Source organism: Streptomyces sp. NPDC002845, assembly GCF_053591955.1.
Window position 1 is genome coordinate 1 of sequence record NZ_JBSFUU010000115.1, and the last position, 23,007, is coordinate 23,007.

Annotated in this window: 18 protein-coding genes; 4 read left to right on the forward strand and 14 right to left on the reverse strand. The window is 70.4% G+C overall.

What is annotated here, in order from left to right; all coding sequences use genetic code 11:
• Positions 1-194: 194 nt before the first annotated feature.
• The 7 genes from ACWD3C_RS44000 to ACWD3C_RS44030 form a co-directional block, all read right to left on the reverse strand.
• A complete protein-coding gene (locus ACWD3C_RS44000) occupies positions 195-3,107 on the reverse strand; it encodes a SpoIIE family protein phosphatase (RefSeq protein WP_451153644.1) in 2,913 nt (970 codons plus the stop codon).
• A gap of 337 nt (positions 3,108-3,444) precedes the next feature.
• Positions 3,445-3,852 carry an ATP-binding protein gene (locus tag ACWD3C_RS44005; RefSeq protein ID WP_451153646.1) on the reverse strand — a complete coding sequence of 136 codons (408 nt, stop codon included), beginning with the start codon at positions 3,850-3,852 and terminating at the stop codon, positions 3,445-3,447.
• 197 nt (positions 3,853-4,049) lie between these two features.
• A complete protein-coding gene (locus tag ACWD3C_RS44010) occupies positions 4,050-4,469 on the reverse strand; it encodes a (deoxy)nucleoside triphosphate pyrophosphohydrolase (RefSeq protein ID WP_451153648.1) in 420 nt (139 codons plus the stop codon).
• Between the two features lie 45 nt (positions 4,470-4,514).
• The gene (locus ACWD3C_RS44015; protein WP_451153650.1) at positions 4,515-4,730 is read right to left on the reverse strand and encodes an SPOR domain-containing protein; all 216 of its coding nucleotides are present in this window, start codon (positions 4,728-4,730) and stop codon (positions 4,515-4,517) included.
• Positions 4,731-5,084: 354 nt separating this feature from the next.
• Positions 5,085-5,837, reverse strand: coding sequence for a GntR family transcriptional regulator (locus ACWD3C_RS44020; RefSeq protein ID WP_451153652.1), 753 nt, complete (start codon positions 5,835-5,837; stop codon positions 5,085-5,087).
• A gap of 146 nt (positions 5,838-5,983) precedes the next feature.
• Positions 5,984-7,186, reverse strand: a complete 1,203-nt coding sequence (locus ACWD3C_RS44025) for a DUF4190 domain-containing protein (RefSeq protein WP_451153654.1) — start codon at positions 7,184-7,186, stop codon at positions 5,984-5,986.
• 263 nt (positions 7,187-7,449) lie between these two features.
• On the reverse strand, positions 7,450-9,030 hold the full coding sequence (locus ACWD3C_RS44030; RefSeq protein ID WP_451153656.1) for a S8 family peptidase: 1,581 nt from the start codon (positions 9,028-9,030) through the stop codon (positions 7,450-7,452).
• 268 nt (positions 9,031-9,298) lie between these two features.
• On the opposite strand from ACWD3C_RS44030, the gene ACWD3C_RS44035 reads away from it, so the two are divergent.
• A complete protein-coding gene (locus ACWD3C_RS44035) occupies positions 9,299-10,405 on the forward strand; it encodes a pyridoxal-phosphate dependent enzyme (protein WP_451153658.1) in 1,107 nt (368 codons plus the stop codon).
• 114 nt (positions 10,406-10,519) lie between these two features.
• On the opposite strand, the gene ACWD3C_RS44040 is transcribed toward ACWD3C_RS44035, so the two are convergent.
• Complete coding sequence (locus tag ACWD3C_RS44040) at positions 10,520-11,083, reverse strand: dirigent protein (protein ID WP_451153660.1); 564 nt, start codon at positions 11,081-11,083, stop codon at positions 10,520-10,522.
• A 603-nt stretch (positions 11,084-11,686) separates the two neighbouring features.
• Positions 11,687-12,130 (reverse strand): ATP-binding protein, encoded by a 444-nt coding sequence (locus ACWD3C_RS44045; protein WP_451153662.1) that lies wholly within the window; start codon positions 12,128-12,130, stop codon positions 11,687-11,689.
• 268 nt (positions 12,131-12,398) lie between these two features.
• Here ACWD3C_RS44045 and ACWD3C_RS44050 point away from each other — a divergent pair, with 268 nt between their 5' ends.
• Together ACWD3C_RS44050 and ACWD3C_RS44055 are read left to right on the forward strand one after the other, a co-directional pair.
• A complete protein-coding gene (locus tag ACWD3C_RS44050; protein ID WP_451153664.1) occupies positions 12,399-13,217 on the forward strand; it encodes a helix-turn-helix domain-containing protein in 819 nt (272 codons plus the stop codon).
• An 8-nt stretch (positions 13,218-13,225) separates the two neighbouring features.
• Entirely contained in the window at positions 13,226-13,492 is a 267-nt protein-coding gene (locus tag ACWD3C_RS44055) for a DUF397 domain-containing protein (RefSeq protein WP_451153666.1), read from the forward strand.
• Positions 13,493-13,518: 26 nt separating this feature from the next.
• Here ACWD3C_RS44055 and ACWD3C_RS44060 read toward each other — a convergent pair whose 3' ends face one another.
• The 3 genes from ACWD3C_RS44060 to ACWD3C_RS44070 all read right to left on the reverse strand — a co-directional run bounded on the left by ACWD3C_RS44060 (position 13,519) and on the right by ACWD3C_RS44070 (position 19,101).
• Complete coding sequence (locus ACWD3C_RS44060) at positions 13,519-15,711, reverse strand: DEAD/DEAH box helicase (protein ID WP_451153676.1); 2,193 nt, start codon at positions 15,709-15,711, stop codon at positions 13,519-13,521.
• Between the two features lie 227 nt (positions 15,712-15,938).
• Positions 15,939-17,933, reverse strand: coding sequence for a TRAP transporter permease (locus tag ACWD3C_RS44065; protein WP_451153668.1), 1,995 nt, complete (start codon positions 17,931-17,933; stop codon positions 15,939-15,941).
• Positions 17,934-18,078: 145 nt separating this feature from the next.
• Positions 18,079-19,101, reverse strand: a complete 1,023-nt coding sequence (locus ACWD3C_RS44070; protein ID WP_451153670.1) for a TAXI family TRAP transporter solute-binding subunit — start codon at positions 19,099-19,101, stop codon at positions 18,079-18,081.
• Positions 19,102-19,280: 179 nt separating this feature from the next.
• Between ACWD3C_RS44070 and ACWD3C_RS44075 the strand changes: the two genes are divergently transcribed.
• On the forward strand, positions 19,281-20,231 hold the full coding sequence (locus tag ACWD3C_RS44075; protein ID WP_451153672.1) for a TAXI family TRAP transporter solute-binding subunit: 951 nt from the start codon (positions 19,281-19,283) through the stop codon (positions 20,229-20,231).
• Between the two features lie 403 nt (positions 20,232-20,634).
• On the opposite strand, the gene ACWD3C_RS44080 is transcribed toward ACWD3C_RS44075, so the two are convergent.
• Both ACWD3C_RS44080 and ACWD3C_RS44085 read right to left on the reverse strand, forming a co-directional pair.
• Positions 20,635-22,050 (reverse strand): ATP-binding protein, encoded by a 1,416-nt coding sequence (locus ACWD3C_RS44080; RefSeq protein WP_451153674.1) that lies wholly within the window; start codon positions 22,048-22,050, stop codon positions 20,635-20,637.
• Positions 22,051-22,067: 17 nt separating this feature from the next.
• Positions 22,068-22,784, reverse strand: a complete 717-nt coding sequence (locus tag ACWD3C_RS44085; protein ID WP_451153678.1) for a response regulator transcription factor — start codon at positions 22,782-22,784, stop codon at positions 22,068-22,070.
• Positions 22,785-23,007 lie beyond the last annotated feature (223 nt).

The window sequence follows — 23,007 nt, forward strand, 5'->3', positions numbered from 1 at the left end:
AGTTCTACCGGGGCTCCGCTTCTTACGTCCCGAGTCACCGCAGATCAGCGCGTACTTGTCAGCGCCTCCGAAGCCGTAACTTCACGGCCTTGCCCCAAAGGGGCGCGGGGCTGTATCGATGTGCGGCTCCGCCGCGTGGGCACGACCAGCCCCCACCGGCCCGCAGGTTCATCACCGCACTTCCAGCAGAGCGCTTAGAACAGGCTCAGCAACGCCTCCGCCGGATCCGTGAGCCCGTTCTCTCCGTCCGGTAGCGGTAGTTCGAACCACACCGTCTTGCCGCGCGGTGTCCGCCGTGAGCCCCAGCCCGCCGACAGCAGGCCGACGAGTTGCAGCCCTCGGCCGCCCTCGTCCGTGTCGCGGGCCCGGCGGCGGCGCGGCTGGACCAGGCCCGCGTCCCAGACCTCGCAGACCAGGGTGCGGTCGAGGAGGAGCCGGAGCCGGATCTCGCCCTCGCCGTACCGCAGGGCGTTGGTGACGAGTTCGCTGACCAGCAGCTCGGCCGTGTCGACCAGGGGCTCCAGGTCCCAGCTCAGCAGCTGGCCGCGGGCGTACTCGCGGGCGCGGCCCACGCTGCGGGGCTCTCTCGGGAGGGTCCAGTCGCCGACGGAGTCGGAGGGCAGGCCCTGGACACGTGCCATCAGCAACGCGATGTCGTCCTCGCCGTGGTGTGTGTCGAGGGTGTTGAGGACGTGGTCGCAGACGTCCTCCAGGGACCGGGACGTGTCGGAGCGCAGTGCCGTCGCCACGGGGTGGCGGCCGGGTGACAGGTGGGCGGGGTCCGTCAGGGCGCCGACGAACGCCTGGAGGCCCTCGTCGAGCGGGTGGTCGCGGGATTCGACCAGGCCATCCGTGTAGAGGGCGAGGAGGGCGCCCTCCGGCAGCTCGACCTCCACCTCCTCGAACGGTTCGCCGCCGACCCCGAGCGGCATGCCCGGCGGCACGTCGAGCATCAGCGCGCTCTCACCGGGTTCGACCAGGACGGGCGGCAGGTGTCCGGCGTTGGCGAAGGTGCACCGGCGCGTCACCGAGTCGTAGACCGCGTACACGCACGTCGCGAGGTACACCTCGGAGAGGTCGGCGTCGCGGGGCTGGCGGGCGGTGCGGGAGGCCTGCTGGATGCCGCCGGGGGTGCCGAGGCCGCTGGCGATCTCGTCCAGGGCGGAGAGGACCTCGGCGGGTTCGAGGTCGAGCAGGGCCAAGGTGCGGACGGCCGTGCGGAGTTCGCCCATCGCCACCGCCGCGCGCAGCCCTCGGCCCATGACGTCGCCGACGACCAACGCGGTGCGGTGGCCGGGGAGTTCGATGACGTCGAACCAGTCGCCGCCGACCTCGGTGGCCGCGTTGCCGGGCAGGTAACGGCACGCGATGTCCAGGCCGGAGGCCTCGGGGTCGCCGGGGGGCAGGAGCGAGCGTTGCAGTATCAGGGCGCGCTCGTGCTCGCGGCGGTACAGGCGGGCGTTGTCGATGCAGACGGCGGCGCGGGAGGCCAGTTCCATGGCGAGGGAGCGGTCGCGTTCGCCGAACGGCTCGCTGCCCTTCGTACGCGAGAACTGGACAAGTCCTACGACGGTGTCGTGCGCGACCATCGGGACCGCCAGCGTGGACTGGATGAGGCCGTTGTCCTCGGCGGGGACGTGCTGGGGGCGGGCGGTGCGCAGGGCGTCCGCGCAGGAGGAGTTGAAGGCGTAGTGGTGGACGGCGCCGACGGCGACGGGGGCCGGTCCGCCGACGAAGGGCGCGTCGGAGACCGCGGAGGCGAAGGCGACACGGCGGAGTTCGGCGCTGCCGTCGGCGAGGCCGGGCGGGGTCTCGTCGCCGACCAGGAGGCCCTGGTAGAGGTCGACGGTGGCGAGGTCGCAGAAGCCGGGGACGACGACGTCGAGGAGTTCGCGGGCGGTGGTCTCCAGGTCCAGGGAGTTGCCGATGCGGGCGCCGGCCTCGTTCAGAAGGGCGAGATTGCGCCGGGCGGCGGCGGCTTCGCGGGCGGCGGCGCGGCGGGCCGTGACATCGACTCCGAGCCAGGCGATGCCGATGGGGCGGCCGGTGCCGCTGTGCACGCGGTAGAGGTTGATGGACCAGTGGCGGCGCTCGTCGCTGCCGGGCACGGAGCCGATGACGTGCATGTCCGTGATGGAGTCGCCGGTCTCCAGGACCCGGCGCAGGGTGGCGGTGACCCGCTCGGCCTCCGGGGAGGGCAGATAGTCGTGGACCCCGCGGCCGCGGTGGTCGTCGGGCCGGCCGCCGAAGAGGGAGGCGATGCGCTGGTTGGCGCGCCGTACCCGCAGGTCGGTGTCGATCAGCAGGAAGCCGAACGGAGATTGGCCGAACATCGCCTCCGAGGCGGCGAGGTCGGTCTCGATCCGGCGCAGGGTGCGGACGTCCACGACCGTGCATACGGCGGCCCGTTCGCCGTCCTCCGTAGTGGTGGGCATCACATAGACCTCGGCGAGCCCTTCTGTCCCCTCCGGCCCCGGAGTACGGAAGGGGACGACTCCCGTCCACTCCCGGCCGTCGAGAATCTCGGCCATCTTGCGCTGGCCCCGTTCCCGCAGGTCCGGGTCGATGAACGCGGCGATGGGGTCCATGCCGACGGCCCGTTCGGCGGGGATGCCGAAGAGCTGCTCGGCGCGCAGACTCCACTGGTCGACGAGACCGTCGGGGCCGATCGAGAAAGAGGCGACCTTGATGTAGTCGTACATGGAGCCGGGCGGGCTGTTCTGCCACATCGGGTCACCGCCCGACTCGCCCGACTCGGCCGCGGCGCGGGCTGCTTCGACCGTGCCGCCGGGCCGGCCACCTGCCCCTGCGAGTACGTCACCTGTCCCGGCGAGCACGTCACCTGTCCCTGCGAGTACGTCACTGGCCTCGCGGGGCGCGTCAACGGGCTCGCCGTCGTGCGGGTTTCTTCTCGCGTCGGCGGCTGCGCGGTCCGTCGCCCGGCCCGGCGTGTTCCTACGGTCCGTCATGTTGCCTGTGGTTGCGCCCGTTGTGTCGCGTGCGGCCCCGCGCTGGGGCACGCCCACGCCGAAACCGCGCGTGGCCTCGGCCTCCGCGCGATCCGACGGGTCCTCGGACTCCGTGGCCTTCGCTGGTATCTCGCTCACGCGAACCGTCCCCTCCAGCTCACCGCGTCCGGCTTCGGTCACCGGGGGCGGCTGCCCGCAGTATCCAGCACTACGGCGCCGCACGACACGGTGTTCACGATCACAGCACGGTCCCGATGGTTTTTGGACCGGCCGGGACATACTCCCAGTCTTCTAACCAGGTGACGCCCCATCGAATCAAAGAGTCCGGCCAGCGGTACTGGCTGGAACCGGACGGCCACCGTCTTGAATCGCGCGGCCACCGTGCGCCCCGGGGAGTCGCCCCCTCGGCCGGGCCGTACGCCGTGGGCCTCCGGCCGTGCATCAGGAGCCTTCCGCCGTACCCCGGGAAAGCCGCTCAGCCGGGAACCGCCAGTTCGAACCAGACCGTCTTGCCGGCCACTCCCGGCCGGGTACCCCAGGCGCGGGAGGAGCAGGCCACCAACTGGAGGCCGCGGCCGCTCTCGTCGTCGGGACGGGCGGCTCGTTCGCGGGGTGGGTCCGGCAGGGGGTCGGAGACTTCTGCCAGGAGAACGCCCATGGGGCCGGAGGGGCGCACGAGGCGTACGCCGATGGGGCCTGTGGCGTGCCGGAGGGAGTTGGTGACCAGTTCGCTGACCAGGAGCGCGGTGATGTCACCGAGGGAGTCGAGGCCCCAGGCCCGTAGTTGGGTGCGGACGGCGGTACGGGCGGCGCGGGCGGCTCCGGGTTCGGCAGGGAAGGTCCACTCGGCGCAGTCGCCTTCGGTGTCGATCACGCCGATCACTTCCAGACCAGGAGCGGACCGTGTCCGGTTTCGTGGGGTTAATGGGCACATACCCGATATCCGGCTGGGAGTACCGCGCATGAGGGCGCACAGTGGCACGAACAGCGTATGGAGCGCATATATCAGGGGGCCCTTGCGCCCGGCGGGGGCGGGGGGTGCGTCCACGCCGGGCGGGCTGGTTGGGGTCGGCGTTGGGGTCAGGTCAGGCCTGAGCCCTCTCTCCCCCAGGCCAGGCGGGCCGTTTCCATCACTGCGGGGACGTCTTGGTCCAGCCAGTCGACGTCCCAGATCTCGTCGGCGGTGAGCCAGCGGAGTTCGTCGTGGTCCTCCAGGGGGCGGGGGTCGCCGGAGAGGAGGTGGGCGGTCCAGACGTGGAGGACGTGGGTGTGGGTTTTCAGGGGCCACTCGCCGGGGACGCGTTCGGCGGGTTCGGACTCCACGCCGAGTTCCTCGCGCAGCTCACGTACGAGTGCCTGCTCGGGAGTCTCTCCGGGCTCGACCTTGCCGCCGGGCAGTTCCCAGCGTCCGGCCAGCTCAGGCGGTGCACTGCGGCGTGCGGCGAGCAGCCGCCCGTTCCGCAGCAGGGCGGCTCCCACCACCACGATCGGTTCGGTCATGCGCGGGAGCCTACGGGAGCGGTACGGGACCCCGCCCAACGTGGCTCAATTGTCCGAGTTCGGGCCGGACCGACCCGTCCCGGACCGGCCGTTCTGCCCGATGCGCTCGACCCAGTAGAGCTGCCTCTGTCCCTGGTTGTCGAGGCGGTCCGCGATCTTCTGGGCCTCGGCCCGGGTCGCATACCTGCCCACGCGGTACCGATTGCCGTTGTCGTCCTGCCGTATGACGAGCCAGGGAAGAGTGATCGTGTTGTCGTTCATCGCGCCCCTCCACTTCTCGCCTCCGGCTTCCGCCCTGCCCCGCCGTCTGAGGAAACCGCAATCCGCATATGCCCGAGCCTACGCCTTACCTTTACGCAGCGAATACGGCTTTTCACAAAGAGGTACGCAACCAGCCATGATGCACGGCGCGCAGCCCGTCGAACGCGCCGCCAACCGCCCCACGTGCGCCCCTTGGCGCGGCAGCGAGCAGCGGTCGAGCCGCGCTCGGTACGCCCGTACGCGCCCGTACACGCCCCATGATGAGAACGACCGGATTCGAACGGCGCTGGGGAGGCGTTCACTTGGCGATACGCCCACGCCGTGGCGCCGTGGGCGCCCGTCGGTCCGCCCCGACTACTTGACCGGCAGGTGGTAGGCCACTCGGTACCGGTCCGCCGGCACCACCACGTCCGCCGTCTCCACCGGGCGGCCCGACGCGTAGTACGTCCGCTGGACGACGAGGACGACATGGCCGGGGACGCCGCCCAGGGCGAGGAGTTCCTCGGCGAGGCCGGGGCGGGCGCCGACCTCCTCGGTGACGTTGTCGACGACGACGTCGATCGCGGCCATGCGCTCGACGACGCCCATGCCGCCGAGGGGGCCCTCCTCGGGGAGCATCACCGGCGTACGGCCGGTGAGGGCGAGGGGCTCCCAGGAGGTGGAGAGCATCATCGCCTCGCCCGCGTTCCGGAACAGGTACTTCGTGCGCATCACCCGGTCGCCGGGCTGGATGGACAGCCGCTCGGCGATCGCCCCGCTCGCCTCGGCCTGTTCGCTGTGCGACTCCCAGGTGCCGTGCGCGTCGGCCTCGGCCTGCTCCTGGCGGAAAGGCGTGGCGCCGGTGGAGGGCCGGAAGCCGGAGCGGGCGATCGGGCGGGGGGCGGGCCGCTCCCGTACGTACGTGCCCGACCCGGAGCGGCCCTCGACGAGCCCCTCGGCCATCAGCACCTTGCGGGCCTCCAGGGCGACGGTGTCCGAGACGCCGTACTCCTCGCGGATGCGGGCCTGGGAGGGGAGGCGGGTGTGGGGCGGCAGCGAACCGTCGACGATCTTCTTGCGGAGATCACCCGCGACACGCAGATACGCCGGCTGCTCACCGAAAGTCACTGGCCGCTCCCATCTGGCTGTACAGACAGCAACAGCCTGGCAACCGTGGGTTGTGCGTGCAAGCAAAGGCCAGGGAATCACTCGATGTGATGACATGTGCCCGTGGAGGGCTTTACGCAGGCACTTTCTCCCCGCTATGGGTGCCGTCACACCTCCGTGGCGGAGGCGTCGCCTCCGGTGTCCTCGGCGACGCTCTCCTCTTCGTACACGGGCGGGGAGTCGGCGAGGCCCAGAGCCTTGCGGGCCGTGACCGTGCGCGGGCCCTCCAGGAGGTCGTAGCCCTTCTCGTAGTGCTCGTAGAAGGCATCGGCGTCGCTGGCCCGCGAGGCCGCGGTCCACTCCTGCCGTGCCTCCTCCAGGGCATTCAGGTGCCCGGCCAGCGGCCGTTCGGCGTCCACGGGCCAGTCGTGGTCGCGCAGGATGCCCGTCTGCTCGGTGAGCGCTCTGCTGATGCGCTGCGCCCAGCGTTTGTGCTCGCCGAGGGCCTCCTCGACGTACTCCTCCTCGGGCGCGCCCTCCAGGGCGCCGTAGAGGACGGCGTCGGCCCTGAGGTATTCGAGCTGGTCCGCGTCCAGGGTCGTGTCGTCCTGCCGCAGTGAGCCCCTGAGCGGGGTCTCGCCGTCCGCGCTGCCGAACATGCAGGTGATCTCGCGGTCGCCGCTGCCCCAGCTCTGCCTGGTGGGCGTGAAGTAGTAGACGTCGACGTCGTACGGGAGGGCCCAGTTGTCCAGCACGTACGCGTCCGCGAGCGTGTAGCACTTGCCGTCGGCGATCTCGGTGACCGCCGTGTCGCCGGGCCAGTCGCCGTCCGCCACATGGAAGTTGGCGAACACCTCCGCGTCGTGCTCGCCGCGGCACGGGACCGTGTCGACGTCGTACGCGTAGCCCTCCAGGGAGCCGCTCGGAGAGTTGAAGCACTCACCCTTGGCCACGGAGAAGGTGCTCCCGTTCTCGCTCGCCGCCTCCCGGAAGCCGTCCCACGTGTCCTCCGCGCCGCCCGTGGCGAGAGTCAGCGCCATGACCACCGCGCCGAACCCCGACAGCACGATCCCGGAGACCGCCATCTCCCTCCCCCGCTGCCCCCTCTTCTTGATCTGCGCCAGCGCGAAGACCCCGAAGACCACCCCGGCCAGCGGCAGAAAACACAGGACCCCGAACACCAGCGCCACGATCGCGAGCCCGTTGAAGCCCGCGTTTCCGGGGGCCCAGGGCTGAGGCTGGGGGGCGGCGGGGTACGCGGGCGCCGGGTACGACGGCGGGTACTGCTGCGGGTACGGGGCCGCCGCGCCTGGAGGTGGCGGGTACTGGCCCTGCGGCGGCTGAGGCCCAGGAGGCGGGGGTGTGGCCACGGGTACCGGTGCCTCTCGTCCAGGTGCGTGAACTGACGTACGACTGGCCGCATGGTAAGCGTGGCCCGGGCGAGGACGGTATGCCGGCGACGAAGCCGATGTTTACGACGGTATCGGCGGGGGGGACAGGGCGGAGCCCTTGGGGGATGGGGCGGGCAGCGGCGGGGGGGCGAGAGGTGTCGGGGGTGATGTGGGAGGGGCCCGCCTCGCCCTCGGCAGTGCGAGGAGGAGGCGGGCCCGGGTTCAGGAAGGGTGATGGAGCGTCAGAACTGGAGGGCCCAGGAGTCGATGCGGCCGGTGTCGAAGCGGGCGTTGTCGCTCACGCGGAGCACCCACGTGCCGTTGGCGGTCTCGGAGGAGGCGTTGACGGTGTAGGTGGTGTTGATGTTGTCCGAGCTGCCGCCGGTGCCGTACGACTTGAGGGTGTAGGCCGTACCGTCGGGGGCGATCAGCTGGATCTGGAGGTCACCGATGTAGGTGTGGATGATGTTGACGGGGACGCTGAGCGCGGAGGGGGCGTTGCCCGCGACGCCGGTCACGGTGATCGGGGACTCCACGGTGGAGTTGTCGGAGATCGTGTAGTCCGTGGTGTTCTCGAAGCGCGGCCCGGTCGGCGGAGGCGGCGTGGTCGTACCGTCGCCCACCTTGAGCAGGCGGTTGGGCGAACCGGTGCCGGGGCCGCCGACGACGCCGGTGGTGGCGGCGCTCACCAGGGCGGTCTCCACCTGCGCGGGCGTGGCCGCCGGGTTGTCGGCCAGCCAGAGCGCGGCGGCACCCGCGACGTGCGGGGTCGCCATCGACGTACCGGAGATGGTGTTGGTCGCCGAGTCGCTGCTGTTCCAGGCCGAGGTGATGGAGGAGCCCGGCGCGAAGATGTCCAGCACGGAGCCGTAGTTGGAGAAGCTGGAGCGGGCGTCGGAGGACGTGGTCGAGCCGACCGTGATGGCCTCGGTGACGCGCGCGGGGGAGTAGTTGGACGCGTTCGCGCTGCTGTTGCCCGCCGCGACCGCGAAGGTGACGCCGGAGGCGATGGCGCCCCGGACCGCGGTGTCGAGCGCGGTGTCGACGCCGCCGCCGAGCGACATGTTGGCGACGGCCGGCTTGACCGCGTTCTGGGCGACCCAGTCGATACCCGCGACGACCTGCGCGGTCGTACCGGAGCCGGAGTTGTTGAGGACGCGGACGCCGACGACCTTGGCGCTCTTGGCGACGCCGTACGAGGCACCGGCGACCGTACCCGCGACGTGTGTGCCGTGGCCGTGGCCGTCCTGCGCGGTGTTGTCGTTGTCGATCGCGTCGTAGCCGTAGGAGGCGCGGGTGCCGAAGTCGCTGTGGGTGATGCGGACACCGGTGTCGATGATGTACGCGGTCACGCCGGACCCGGCCGCATCCGGGTAGGTGTAGCTGCTGTTGAGCGGCAGGGAGGACTGGTCGATGCGGTCCAGGCCCCAGGACGGCGGGTTCGGCTGGGTCGTGGCGATCGAGAACGTGCGGTTCTGGACCACGGAGGCCACCGCCGGGTCGGCGGCGAACTTCGCCGCCTCGGCCTCGGTGGCCTCGACCGCGTAACCGTTGAGCGCCTTCTTGTAGGTGCGCTCGACGGTGGCGCCGTACTCCTTGGCCAGGGCCTTGCCCTCGGCCGAGCCGGCGCGGGCGGCGTCCGCCTTGAGGGTCACGATGTAGCTGTCCTTGACGGCGTTCGCCGCGCCCGCGTACTGGATCGCGCCGACCGGGTCCGGTGCGGCGCTCGCGGGGAGGGCGGAGACGAGGCCGAGGACGAGTGCCGCGGTCGCCACTGTGGTCGTTCCGGCCAGTCTTCGCCGGGTCTGACGCATCACTGCCATCTGAGGGATCCTCCTCAATCGGTGGTGCGCTGGTGGGGGGTGGTGCGGTCGTGCACACGATGGTGGTGCCGTCACGCATACGACAGGGGCATGTCAAACCTCTGTACGGGGTTTGTGACGCACTCGTACAGTCGCCGTGCCGTTCCTGTGCGTAAGCAAAAGGTTGATGGCTCCACATGAATTGCACAAGGGTCGTGCACGGACGTAACACAAGCGCCACACACCAGTCATGACACACCGTCATCAATGGCACATCTATCCTGCGTTCATGACACCTCAGCCGGACTGTTACTGCCCCTCCGACGGCACGCGTGTGCCCGTCGGCTCGCTCCTCTGGTGCTGCCCGGCCTGCCGAAGACCGCTGGACCTGGACTTCGCACCCACCCCCGCACCGCTCAAGTCCCTCGCCGGGCGCGTGAATTCGCTGTGGCGGTACACCGAGTGCCTGCCGCTGAACACGGCCTCGGTGTCCCTGGGCGAGGGGCGCACCCCGCTCGTGGAGCTGACGGACGGCATCTCGGCGAAACTGGACTTCCTGATGCCGACGCTCTCGTTCAAGGACCGCGGCGCGGTGCTGCTCGCCGAGCTGGCGCTGCGGCTCGGGCCCCGGCTGGTGATCGCCGACAGCAGCGGCAACGCGGGTACGGCGATCGCCGCGTACTGCGCGCGGGCCGCGCTGCCCTGCACGGTGTACGTGCCCGAGGGCACCTCGCCGAAGAAGCTGGAGCAGATCGGGGCGCACGGGGCCCGGGTGCGGGTGGTGGAGGGGGATCGCGAGGAGGCGGCGCGCACCGCGCGGGCGGCCGCGGACGAGGAGGGCGTGTTCTACGCCTCCCATGTCTACAATCCGTACTTTTTGCACGGCACGAAGACCTACGTCCACGAACTCTGGGAGGACCTCGGCGGACGGCTCCCGGAGGCCCTGGTCCTGCCCGTCGGCAACGGCACACTGCTGCTCGGCGCGGCGCTGGCGGTGGCCGAGCTGCACGGGGCGGGGCTGATCGACCGGCGGCCCGCCCTGTACGCGGTCCAGTCGGCGGCGGTCGCCCCGCTCGCGCACGCCTGGGCCGAGGGCGCGGACGACCTGGTCGGGGTCACGCCGATGGCGCCCACCTTCGCGGAGGGCATCGCGATCCCCCGGCCGCCGCGGGCCCGGCAGATCCTGCGGGCCGTACGGGAGTCGGGGGGCGCCTTCCTGACGGTGACGGAGGATCAGATTCGGTACGCTCAGCGGGACTTGGCATCGCGTGGACTGTACGTCGAGTCCACGGGGGTCGCCTGCTGGGCGGCCGTGCGCGAGGGCGCCCTCGGGGGGCGTACGGCCGTGGTGCCGTTGTGCGGGGCAGGGGTGAAGACGGGGCTCGCGAACGGTTGACGCGGTCGGCGCCAAGCAGAGGGTGAGACCGCCGACCGAGAGGCGGTCCTGAGACGGAGGAGACGCACGAGGCCCTCGTCGCCGGCCTCGGCGTCTGCCTCGTGGCCGCGGAGGTCAGTGGTCGGTCACTTGGAACGTGATGGCCCAAGTCGCCGCCGTCAGGACCTTCAGCGTCATCTGACCTTGCGCGTTACGGAATTCCCCTGTGCCGCCGGTAATCGCGTTGGTGACCGAAGCCGGCGCCGGAATTCCTTCCTGCTCGCCCTGAACCGCGATCTGCCCTCCTGGCAGCACCGCGGTCAGCATGCACTGTCCGGCGTTGCGTTCCAGGTCGGTGATGACACAGAACTCGCTGAACCGGCCGATGACCCGGTCCGGGTCCTCAGTCGACGACAGATTGCCGGAGAAGACGAACTGGTCGCCGACGCTACGGCCCGGCGCACCCAGGTCCAGTTCTTCGCCGACCTGCACATTTGCCTCCACCTGGATGGTGCGGCCTTCCCCTGTGGAAACCTCCTTCTGCGGCCTGTCCCCCCTCGGTGCCACGGGCGGCGCCTGGTCCTTGGTGTCGCCCGTGCCACCCCCGGAGGGCCCGCCGGCGGTGATCGCCAACGAGGTCAGAGTGGCAACGCATGTGGCCAGAGCGACATGTCTTATGCGCCGCTTGCCGATTTTCATGATGCTCTCCTGCTCCCCAGGGCGAGGAGAAGTGACACTCTGTCACTCCTACTACAGCCTTCTCGTTCGCCCCGGCCAGATAACCCGAAAGGGATATGTCGGGTTTAACCGTAATGCGACATGGGGGGGGTGCGCTGCCGGGCTCGGCCGTTCGAGTGCCCTTCATGAATGGCTGTCGCGGGCCGCGTGGCGGAGGGCGGCGGCGACGTTGATGTGGCCGTGCCCGCCCTGCACCCCGGACCGGCAGGCACGACGTACCGGATGCAACGTCACGCCCGATCGGTCCGGACGGGGCAGACAGCCACGAGGAGTTCCTCCAGCGCCTGGTCGTACGCCCTGAAGCCCGCTCTACCGCTCTCCGGCGTGTCGGACTCGGGGCGGAGGGCCCCCGGCAGATGGGCGACTCGCCACATCCTGAAGACGCCCGCCGGGGTGCTTCTTCCCGTCGCGTCCGCCAAGCCACAGGCACCCCCGAGAACTCTGCACACCCACGCCCCCGAGCGGCCCGAACACCGCCCGCGCGAGCCCGTCTTCCGGAACAGGGGTGACCTGCTCGGACATGTCGCTCACCCTCACACCGAAGAAGTCCGAAGCCCGTGGCGGTCAGGCGGCTCCCAGCTCACACCACACGTATTTGCCCCGGTTGCCGTTTCTGGTCAAGGGCTGCCAGCCCCACTGATCGGCGCAGGCGCGGACCAGGGCGAGACCTCGGCCGTCCTCCAGGTCGGTGACCAGGTCCAACTTTCGTGGAGGCTCGGGTGGTTCGGGGTCGGCGTCCCAGGCTCCGATACGCAGCACACCGGCCGACCAGCGCACCCGCAAAGCGGCGGGGCCCTTGGTGTGGCGTACGGCGTTGGAGATCAGCTCGGCGGCCAGGAGTTCGGCGGTGTCGACCAGGTGGATCAGGCCGTGCATGGTCAGGATCAGGCGGAGGGTGCGGCGACAGATGGGGACGGCTCGGGGGTCGTGGGGGATGTACAGCGTGTACTCCCAGGGTTCGGCCGGTTCGGTGAGTTCAGCGAGTTCGGCGGCTTCGGTTTCGGGCATGCGTGAACTCCTGTCGCGGGGAGGGGAAGTTGGCGGTTCGCTGCGGAGGCGGGCGGTGGCATTGCCTCAGCCGTCATGGCAGGACGGAGTGGTGCGCTTCCGGGGGCCCCGGGTTCCGCAGCGTGTGCGTCGCATCACTGAAGGTAGGGCATCAATTTCGCCCCGTGCAACCTGTTGGCGTAACGTGCCACCCGAACGTGGCATGCCCTCAAGGCTGTTGAGAACGGGAGAGTACGTGGCACCGAGGAGCCATCCCACCGCGCGACAGATGCGACTGGGAACGGAACTGCGCAGACTGCGCGAGGCTGCGGGGCTGAAGGCCCGCGAAGTGGCAGCGTTCCTGAACTCGACTTCAGGCCAGATGAGTCAGGTGGAAATGGGCATCGCCGGCGTCAGCGCGGACCGCGTCCGCCGCTTGGCGGCCCACTACGGCTGTGTGGACGCGGCGTTGATCGATGCCCTGGTTGCCATGACAGGCGACCGCACGCGCGGCTGGTGGGACGAGTACCGGGGAGTTCTGCCCCAGGTGAACCTGGACGTGGCCGAGGCAGAGCACCACGCGACCTTCCTGCGGGAAGTCGTCATCACTCACATTCCAGGGCTCCTCCAGACCCCGGACTACGCCCGAGCCATCTTCCGGTACATGCGCCCCGAACTACCCGATAGCGAAGTGGAGCCCCGGGTCGAGCACCGGATGAGGCGGCGTACGGTCATCGAGGGAGACAACCCCACCCCGTACGAGACCGTCATCCACGAGTTCGCCCTGCGCATCCGTGTGGCCGACCGCCACGTCTCTCGCGCTCAACTCCACCAGATTCTGGACCAGATCGAGCAGGGACACTCCACCGTACGCGTCATCCCCACCGACCAGGACGGCTTCGGCGGCGCCGGCGCCTCGATGATGTACATGGGCGGTCCGGTGCCCCGACTGGACACCGGGTTCCGGGACGGCGCAGCTGACACCGCGTTCATCGACGTGGAGCCTCAACTGGAAACGCTTCGAACACTCTTCCGTAAGGTGGAGATGGCTTCGCTGGATCCCGCAGCGTCGCGGGACTTCATCCACCGCTTGTCAAAGGAACTGTGAGGCGTCCCATGACCCACAACCTGCACTGGCAAAAGTCCACCTTCTCTGGCGGCGCCGAGGGCAACACCTGCATCGAACTCGCCGCACGCGACTGGCAGAAGTCCACTTTCTCCGACGGCAGCGAGGGCAGCACCTGCGTCGAACTCGCCGCCACCCCCACCACCCTCCACCTCCGCGAAAGCGAAACCCCCACCACCCACCTCACCACCACCCCCACCCCCCTCTCCCACCTCCTCCACGCCATACGCTCCGGAGCCCTCACCCCGCCCATGTGAGAAGCACCGAAGCGCCAAAGCATCAGCTACCGCGACGTCTCACTCACCGCCTGCCCCCGCTCCGCCCCCAGCCTGGCCTGCTCCTCCTCGACGATGCGGCGGGCCAGCGAGACGTCCGAGACGTCGACGGCGTCCGGGGTCGACTCGGCGACCGCGCTGCGGCGCGCGTAGGCGTCGAACAGGCGTGACTTGTTCTCCAGCATCCGCACCATGCGCTCGTCCACGCCGCCGGTGGCGAGCAGGCGGTGCACCCGCACCGAGCGGACCTGTCCCATACGGTGTGCCCGGGCCACCGCCTGGTGCTCGATGGTCGGCTTGATCTGGGGCTCGCAGATGATCACGACGGAGGCGGCCTGGAGGTTGAGCCCCACGCCGCCCGCCTCGATCTGCGCCAGCAGCACCGCGTGGCCGGGGGCGGCGGCGAAGTCGTCGACGAGTTGCTGTCGTCGTACGGGCGGCACGCTTCCGGAGAGCGGGCCGAACAGCTGTCCGCTCCGCAGACGGCGGAGGTCGTCGTCGAGTGCGTCCTTCACCACGGCCAGGACATCCCGGAAGGTGGAGAAAACCACCACCTTGAGCCCGTTCTCGGCGGCCTCCGCGACGATCCCGCGCAGCCGGTCCAGCTTGGCGGACTTCTCGGGGCGCGCGTAGGCCGCTCGGCGCATCGCCATGAAGTTGCCGGCCCGCACGGCTTCCCGGTAGGCGTCCTCGTCCGACGCGCTCAGTTCCTCCCACTCGTCCGTGTGCTGGAGCGCGGGCAGTTCGGTGAGGACGTCGTGCTGGTTGCGGCGCAGGTAGACCGGGGCGACCGCCTTCCGGAAGGCCTTGGAGCCCGCGACGCCGTCGCTCTCGCCGATGGCGTCGGCGAGAGAGGGCTGAAGGATCCCCACCAGGCTGCGGAACTCCGAGACGCGGTTCTCCATCGGCGTACCGGTGAGGAAGACCACGCGTGCGCACTGCTCCGCCCACTCGGTGACCGCCAGGGAGCGGCGGGTCTTGGGGTTCTTCACGTAGTGGGCCTCGTCGACGACGAGCATGGCCAGTTCCCCGTCTCCGGGTACCGGGAAGCCGCGCAGCGCGTCGAAGGTGGTGACGCCGACGCCGCCCCGGCCCTTCCAGTCGGCGAACGCCTCATGCCGTTCGGGCCCGTGCAGGGGGATCACGCTCAGGGTGCTCCGCTTCTCGATCTCGCGGGTCCAGTTGATGAGTACGCCGGCCGGGCAGACGACCATGAAGTGGCTCTGTCCCCCGGCCGCGAGATGCGCCAGGACGGCGATGGCCTGGACGGTCTTGCCGAGCCCCATCTCGTCGCCGAGGATCACCCGGCGCTGCGCGAGGGTGAACCGGGCCCCGAACGCCTGGTAGCCACGGAGGGAGACCCGGCGATGGGTGTCGTCGAGTACCTGTTCCCTGACCCGTTCGGCCACCTCGTCGGGCAGGAATCCCTCGGCTGCGGCCGGGTCGGACCGGCGGCCGGAGATCTCGGCGAGCAGGCTGTAGTACTCGGCGGAGCGGAGCTCGAAGTCGACCAGGGCCTCGACCTCCGTCGCGGGCCCGCGCAGCAGATCCACCGACGCCTGGGCGAGAAGCTCCGGCACGCCCTCCTGTTCGGCCCGCTCGGCCAGCGCGCGGATCTCCGCGGCGGCCGCCACCGCCCGCTCCCGCCTGTCCTTCCCCGCGAGGAGCATGCGCAGCCGCCCGGACGCCGGCTTGGCCTCGTCGAGCAGGGGACCGAGACGCTCGGCCAGCGCCTCGGCGGCGTCGACCGCGCGCCGCGCCTGAGGGCCCGCCTCCACCAGTACGTGCAGGGCGATCACCAGCGCGGTGGTGCGCGGTTCCGGCCGGTCCACGTCGATGTGGACCGCGATCGTCTCCCGTACGGCGTCGGCGATCTGCCGGGCCGCGGCGACGGCCTGGGCCGCGGTCTGCTGCCCGACCCCCGGTATCTGCCGCAGGCGGTACGGCCCGGCGTCGAGGACCTGGCTGACGGTCCGGAAGCCGCCCTTCTCCACCTCCCCGAGCCGCAGCCGCCCCTCGGTGACCTCCTTCAGGCGCGCCACCGGGATGGCGTCCAACTCGCGCTGCGCCAGCCCGTCGTGGATCGGCTCCAGGGCCGCCCGTACCGCCTCGACGGCTCGCGCATGGTCACCGACCACGGCCCGCGCCGCCTCGCACAGCCGCCCGCCCCGGCCCACCGCCTCCCGCTCACTCCGCCCCATCGCGCCCCCGGCCTCTCTCGTCACGGTCCCCGCATCCTGCCATCCGCGGGGCCCAGCGAGGCGGCCCGGCGCAAGGCGGAGAGGAGTGGCCTGTGACGGCCTACGACCGGCGACTCGTCGAGCACATCCTTTCCGACAGTGTGGGACCAGGAAGCGACGTGATCCGTACGGAGCCCGGCCGCGCACGGATCCACGCCGGCCCGCCGTCAGGCCACACCGGTCCGCAGTCAGGCCGCGGCGGGGGTCCCGGCCCCGGGCGCCGGTGCGGGTGGCCGGGGGCCACGTAGCTGGGCCACCATCACCGCCAGTACCAGCAGCGCGCCGACCGCGTCGCCCACCGCGTACGGGCTGAGCAGCAGGGCCGTACCGGAGAAGGCCGCCAGCCGCTCGACGAGCGTGGTCCTGCGCAGCCAGAAGCCCTCGATGGCCACCGCGAAGGCCAGCAGACCGATGAGCCCGGTCACCACCGCGAGGATCACCTCGGTCACCGACCCGTTGAGCAGGAGCGGCGAGTAGGCCATGAGCAAGGGGATGAGGTAGAGCCCCTTGGAGAACTTCCAGGCCGACACGCTCGTCCGCATCGGGGCGGACCCGGCGATGCCGGCCGCCGCGAAGCCCGAGAGTGCCACCGGTGGCGTCACGTTGGAGTCCTGGCTGTACCAGTAGACGATCATGTGCGCCACGATCAGCGGTACGCCGAGGTCGAGGAGTGCCGGGCCGGCGAGCACGATCAGCACGATGTACGAGGCGGTCACCGGCAGGCCCATGCCGAGCACCAGCGAGGCCACGGCGATCAGCAGCATCGTGGGCAGCAGATAGCCGCCGCCCCAGCTCAGCATCATGCTGGAGAACTTCAGGCCAAGGCCGGTCAGGCTCACCATGCCGACGACGATGCCCGCGGCCGCGGTGGCCACCGAGACGGAGAGCGTGTTGCGGGCCGCCAGTACGAAGGCCTCCGCGACGTCCTTGACGCTCAGTCGGCTGGCGACGCGGAACATGGCCACCACGGCCAGCAGGGCGGTGGCGTACAGGCCGGCGAGCAGCGGTTCGGCGTACTGCATGAGCATGAAGATCAGCAGGACGAAGGGCACCAGGAAGTGCCAGCCACCGGCCATCACATCGCGCAGCCTGGGCAGGCTGTCGGCGGGGACGCCCATGATTCCGTACCGTCTGGCGAGGATGTCGACGAAGAGGAAGATCACCGCGAAGTACATCAGCGCGGGGATGATCGCGATCTTGACGATCTCCGCATACGGGACGCCGACCAGCTCGGCCATCACAAAGGCCCCGGCTCCCATGATCGGGGGAAGCAGCTGCCCACCGGTGGAGGACGCCGCCTCCACGCCGCCGGCGTCGTGCGGCTTGTATCCGACCTTCTTCATCATCGGGATGGTGAAGGCCCCGGTGGTGACCGTGTTCGCGATCGCGCTGCCGGAGACCGATCCCATGAAGGCGCTGGCCACGACCGCGCCCTTGGCCGGTCCGCCGCGGTACTTGCCGGTGAGCGCGTAGGCGATGTTGATGAAGAAGCTGCCGCCGCCGGTCTTCTCCAGTACCGCGCCGAAGAAGATGAACATGAACACGAAGCTGGCGGCGACCCCGAGGGCCAGACCGTATATGCCCTCCTGGAAAAGGTAGTTGTGGTAGATGATGCGCTGGACGGTGTAGCCGCGGTGCGACAGCAGGCCGGGCAGGAGCGGGCCGATCCAGGCGTAGACCAGGAAACAGGTCACCAGCACGGCCATGAAGGTGCCGATCACCCTCCGGCACGCTTCCAGCAACAGCAGGATCGCCACGGCGCCCATGACCAGATCGGTGGTGACGGGCGCCCCGGTGCGGGTCACGATCGCGTCGTAGTCCAGCACCGGGTAGACGCTCACCGTCACCGCGGCGAGCACGAGCAGCAGATCGACGAGGACCATGGGCGCCCGCCTCGCCCAGGCGCCCTTGCCGGCCGGACGGGTCAGGAAGACCAGTACGAGGACGAACATCAGGTGCAGCACACGCTGGAGATACGAGCCCAGGCTCAGGTTCAGGGCGGTGTAGATCTGGAAGCCGCCGAGTCCGAGGGCGATGGCGAGCACGCTGTAGCCGACGACGACCGCGGCCCGGCCGTTCCCCCATCGGGCGGCGGCCAGCTGGTGCCACAGCGGCCGGCCGTCGGTCTCCTCTGCCGGGGACGCTGCGTCCTCGTCCCCCGGGATGGTGGTGGTCTGTTTCATCTTCGTGTGGGGGCGCCGGGCCGGTACGGCGCGCGTGCCTGTCGCGGGGAGTCCGCGCGGCAGGCACGACGACGGGGCGCCCTACCCCTTTCTGGAGAGTCGGAGTGCTGTTCGGGGTTTTGCCTAGCCCCGTGTCAGGGGCGTGTCAGGGGCGGAGCTCGTCGGGGATCTCCACGCCCTTCTCCTCCGCGTAGCGGATGACGCCGGGGTGCAGCGGGACCGGGCTCTTCGCCAGGTTCTCCAGGACGAGGTAGTCGGCACCCGCCTCATAGACCTTGTTGATGGAGCCCACGTTCTCGTAGAGCGCGCGGGCCAGTTCATAGCCGCGCTCTTCCGACATGCCGGCGGGCACCGAGACGACGTTCCACAGCGCGAGGGTCGACAGATCGTCCTCGACCGTGGAGTAGGTGCCGCCCTTGATCGTGTGCGGGGTGTAGAAGGGATACCTCTTGGTGATCTGATCCATTTCGTCTGCGCAGATGGGGATCAGATGGAGCGCGTCGGTGGCTTCGAGCTCACGCAGCGACCCATGGCCCTCGCCGACGACCCAGGAGCCCGCGTCGATCTGGCCCTCCCGCAGCGCTCGGGCGGTTTCCGCGTAGGCGTAGCGCTGGCGGCTGATGTCCTTGTCCGGTGACATTCCCAGGGCGCCGAAGACCAGATCGGTGGCCAGTTCGTTGCCGCTTCCGGGAGCGCCCACGGAGAAGCGTTTCCCCTTGACGTCGGAGAAGCAGTTCAGGCCGAGTTTCTTGTCGAGCGACTTCAGCGACACCGCGTGGTAGACGTTCGGGTAGAGCACCATCAGCGACTGGGTCTCGATCGGCTTGCCCGAGAACTCGCCCTCGCCGTGGTAGGCCTGATGGACCACGTCGCTCTGCGCGATGGCCATCTCGCTCTGGCCGGCGGCGATCAGTCGCAGGTTCTCCACCGAACCCCCGGTGGCTTCCGCGCTGGCTTCCAGCCCGTCCACCTTGCCGTTGATGACCTCGGCCATCGCACCGCCCACCGGGTAGTAGATACCGGCCGTGGTGCCGGTGGCGATGGACATGGTCGATGGATCACCCGATGATGACTTGCCCGCCTCCGCGGGCTGGGTGCAGGCAGCCGTCAGCAGGGTGACGAGACCCAGGGCGATGCCCAGGCCGGCTCTGCGGCGCTGTCGTCCCATGAAGCGCTCCTCAGGTCGATGATGTGTCGATGTGACGCTCGGTGACCGAAGTCACGGCGATTGGCCAGGAAGCTAGTGCGACTTGCCGGGTCCGCGGCCGTTCGAGGGGCGTCAGTTGAGGAACCTTTGAGGTTTGCGCCGGGCGCCACTCGCCACTCTGGCCAGTAGGGTCTGGCCCCATGAAACGGGTGCTTGTCGCTGCCGGGCTGTGCGTGGCCGTGCTGGTCGGCCTGCTCTCGTGCAGCCGGCCGGGTCCGTCGGGCGAGCTGCGCATCGCCACTGGTGGTAACGGCGGCGTGTACTTCGCCTACGGGCAGGGCCTGGCCAAGGCGGTACGGGAACACCTGCCGGGGCTCCGGCCCGAGGTACTGGAGACCGCGGCGTCCCTGGACAACCTGCGCAAGGTGTTGTCCGGCGAGGCCGAGATGGCCTTCAGCCTGGCCGACTCGGCGGCGCTGGCGGTGTCCGGCGAGCCGCCCTTCGACTCACCGCAGCCGGTGCGGACGCTCGCCCGGCTCTACGAGAACTACGTGCACCTGGTCGTGGCGGCCGACGCCGACATCCATGCGCTGGACGACCTGCGCGGCCACTCCGTGTCGACCGGAGCGGTGGGCTCCGGCACCGAGGTCATCGTGGAACGGCTGCTGAAGATCTCCGGGATGGATCCCGCTGTGGGGGACATCGACCGCCACCAACTGAACCTGGGTGCCTCGGTCCGGGCCCTCAAGTCGGGCCGGGTGTCGGCCTTCTTCTTCTCCAGCGGACTGCCCGCCCGCGCCATCCGCGACCTGGCCCGGACCCACCCGATCAGACTCGTCGACCTGGCCGAACAGGTCGGCCCGATGCGGGACCGCTACGGGGAGCTCTACAGCGAGCGCAGCATCCCCCACTCCATGTACGGGCTGCCCGCCACGGCGACCATAGGCGTGCCGAACTACCTGATCGTCCACGAGAACATGGACGAGCGGCTGGCCTACGAACTGACCCGCCTGCTGTTCGTCGCCCGCGACGAGCTGGCCGACGCCCACCGGGAAGCCCGCCGGCTGAACAGGAGGGCCGCCTTCTCCACGTATCCCGCGGCGTTGCATCCCGGAGCGGTTCGCTATTACCGGCAGGCTCGGGGGGCGTAGGGGGCGCTGCGGCAGGCCCAGGCGTCGCAGGCGCCCAGGCCCAGGCCCAGGCCCCGGAGTCGACGGCCGCACTACCGACGGACCCCGGAGCCACAGGCAGCGGTTCCCGCAGGCCCGGAGTCGTGAGCTGCGGCGAGCTCCCGGTAGTCTGGCGCCTCGCCAACCGCAGGCGCAGCCATGCGTCCAGGCCGTGGGGTTCGCGCAGGCCGCACCACGGCAGGCCCGGGCGTCATAGGCCGCATTACGGCAGGCCCGGGCGTCAGAGGCCGCATTACGGCAGGCCCAGGCATCGCAGGGCATCCAGGCCCAGGCCCCGCAGTCGACACAGGCCGCACTCGCACTACCGACGGGCCCCGGAGCCACAGGTAGCGGTTCCCGCAGGCCCGGAGTCGCGGGCCTGCGTTCAGGCCCGAACCTCGTGGGCCTCGGCGGGCTCCCGGCCCTCCGGCGCCTGTGCCAACCGCAGGCGCAGCCGTGCGTCCAGGCCGTGGGGTTCGGCCTGCAGTAGGACGAGGTCGCCGCCGCAGGCGGTCATCAGCTTGGTGACGATGGACAGGCCGAGTCCGGAGCCCGCCACGTTCTGGTGTGCGGGGCTGCGCCAGAAGTTCTCCGTGGCGTGCTCGCGTCCCTGCTCGTCCAGCCCGGCTCCGTGGTCGATCACATGGATCTCGGCCATGCCGTCGTGCTCGGCGAGACGGAGCACGACCTCGCCGCCCTCGCCGCCGAACTTGAGCGCGTTGTCGATCAGGGCGTCCACCGCCTGCTCCAGCACGTCGACCGCGGCCAGCACCGGTCCGCGCACACCGCCGACACACCGCAGCCGCACCCCCAGTTCACCGGCCATGGTTTCCCAGGCGGCCAGCCTTTCCCGGGCCAGCTCCTCGACGTCGACCTCCTCGATCTCGTACCGCCCGCCCTCGGCCCTGGCCAGCGCGAGCAGGCTGCCCAGGATCCGGGCCAGCCGGACGGTCTCGGCCAGAGTGAGGCTGTGCTCCCGGCTGCCACTGGGCCGCAGATGCTCGGCGAGGTTCTCCACCCGCAGCCGCAGCACGCCCAAAGGGGTTCGCAGCTGATGACTGGCCTGTGCTACGAAGCTCCGCTGCTGGGTCAGCGCCCCGGTGACCGTGTCGGCCATGACGTTGAAGGAGTTCGCCAGCCGGCGCAGCTCCACCGGCCCGGCGTCCTCCGGCACCCGGGCGTCCAGCGTTCCCGCGGTGATCTCATGGGCCGCGGAGTCCAGGTCCCGTACCGGCCGCAGGGTCCAGCGGGCCAGCGCGACCGCCGCCAGCGTGGACAGGACCAGGGCTGTGACGGCGGCGGCCGCGAGCAGAGCCCACTGGCGGAGGATCCGGCTGCGCAGCTCATCGGTGGGCGCCACGGTGACCACCACGCCGATCACCTCGCCGCCCCGGCCCACCGGCTCCGCCAGCACCAGCGGCTCCTGCCGCCAGGGCCAGACGACCTGGTCGAAGCCGGAGCGCTCGTCGGACAGGGCGGCCGCCATCCTGCGGCGTACGGCCTCGTCTGTGAGCGGCAGCTCGTCCCGGGAGGTCAGCAGCAACTTCTCGTTGACGTCGAGTACCGCCGCCCCCACCCCGAACAGCTCGTCGTAGCGCGTCAGTTCCGCCCGCAGAGCGACCGTCTCCCCGGTCCTCAGGGCCGGCTCGGCCAGCGACGCGAACCGCGCCGTGTCGTTCAGCTGGTCGATGAACACGCCCTGAGTGTCCCGCGCCGCGGTGGCCGCCGCGTACGGGACGGCCACCGCCGTCAGCACCGCGGCCAGCATCAACAGGTACACGACCAGCAAGCGGCGGCGCATGCCCGTTCTCTCCGGGCCTATCGGTCCGGCTCGCCGCGAACGGCGGCCGCGGCCGGAGCCGGCTCGTCACTGACCGGCAGCGCGGACAGGCGGTAGCCCACTCCGTGAACGGTGTGTATCAGACGCGGCGGTCCGAGCTTGGCCCGCAGGTTGGCCACATGGACCTCCAGCGTCCGGCCCACGCCCTGCCAGGTCGTCTGCCACACATCGGAGAGGATCTGCTCCCTGCTCAGCACCGCGCCGCCCGCCCGCACCAGCGCGGCCAGCAGATCGAACTCCTTACGGGTCAGCACGACCTGTGCGTCATCGCGGAACACCGCCCGCCGGGCGAGATCGATTTCGACGGCGCCGATCCTGATCCGGTGACCGGGCGGCGGAGTGGCCGGGCGCGCCCGGCGCTGTACGGCATCCATCCGGGCCGCCAGCTCCGCCATCCCGAAGGGCTTGACCAGGTAGTCGTCCGCGCCGCTGCGCAGCCCCAGCACCCGGTGGCGTTCCTCCCCGCGAGCGGTCACCGCGATCACCCCGGCCTGGCTGCGCTCCCTCAGCCTGCGCAGTACCTCGATGCCGTCCATGTCGGGGAGACCGAGATCGAGCAGCACCAGATCCGCGGGGGCGGCGGCCAGCGCCTGCGCGCCGGAGTCGGCACGCAGCACGTCATGACCGTGGCGTCGGAGCGCGGTGCTCAACGCATCGGCGAATTCGTTGTCGTCTTCGACCAGGAGGACCCGCATGGCGCTGCCAAATATGACGCCCATGTGTCCGCGGCGCTACCCCCGAGGTCCAAGATGTGACCTGGCCGTTCCGTACCCGACCGCCGGGGCCCCGGCCAGGTGCCGGGACATCTCGCCTACACGTTGAACCGGAACTCCACTATTCGGTGTAGGGGCACGGATCGCTCCCTCAGCGCCTCAGACTCGAGTATTTACGCTGGTGAAGCCGCTCCTTATCACAGGT

Coding starts and splice junctions, on each gene's coding strand:
- ACWD3C_RS44010 (WP_451153648.1), bottom strand. CDS start 4,469: ATGACCGAACCGATCGTGGTGGTGGGAGCCGCCCTGCTGCGGAACGGG.
- ACWD3C_RS44015 (WP_451153650.1), bottom strand. CDS start 4,730: ATGAACGACAACACGATCACTCTTCCCTGGCTCGTCATACGGCAGGAC.
- ACWD3C_RS44030 (WP_451153656.1), bottom strand. CDS start 9,030: ATGGCAGTGATGCGTCAGACCCGGCGAAGACTGGCCGGAACGACCACA.
- ACWD3C_RS44035 (WP_451153658.1), top strand. CDS start 9,299: ATGACACCTCAGCCGGACTGTTACTGCCCCTCCGACGGCACGCGTGTG.
- ACWD3C_RS44040 (WP_451153660.1), bottom strand. CDS start 11,083: ATGAAAATCGGCAAGCGGCGCATAAGACATGTCGCTCTGGCCACATGC.
- ACWD3C_RS44045 (WP_451153662.1), bottom strand. CDS start 12,130: ATGCCCGAAACCGAAGCCGCCGAACTCGCTGAACTCACCGAACCGGCC.
- ACWD3C_RS44050 (WP_451153664.1), top strand. CDS start 12,399: ATGCGACTGGGAACGGAACTGCGCAGACTGCGCGAGGCTGCGGGGCTG.
- ACWD3C_RS44055 (WP_451153666.1), top strand. CDS start 13,226: ATGACCCACAACCTGCACTGGCAAAAGTCCACCTTCTCTGGCGGCGCC.
- ACWD3C_RS44060 (WP_451153676.1), bottom strand. CDS start 15,711: ATGGGGCGGAGTGAGCGGGAGGCGGTGGGCCGGGGCGGGCGGCTGTGC.
- ACWD3C_RS44065 (WP_451153668.1), bottom strand. CDS start 17,933: ATGAAACAGACCACCACCATCCCGGGGGACGAGGACGCAGCGTCCCCG.
- ACWD3C_RS44070 (WP_451153670.1), bottom strand. CDS start 19,101: ATGGGACGACAGCGCCGCAGAGCCGGCCTGGGCATCGCCCTGGGTCTC.
- ACWD3C_RS44075 (WP_451153672.1), top strand. CDS start 19,281: ATGAAACGGGTGCTTGTCGCTGCCGGGCTGTGCGTGGCCGTGCTGGTC.
- ACWD3C_RS44080 (WP_451153674.1), bottom strand. CDS start 22,050: ATGCGCCGCCGCTTGCTGGTCGTGTACCTGTTGATGCTGGCCGCGGTG.
- ACWD3C_RS44085 (WP_451153678.1), bottom strand. CDS start 22,784: ATGCGGGTCCTCCTGGTCGAAGACGACAACGAATTCGCCGATGCGTTG.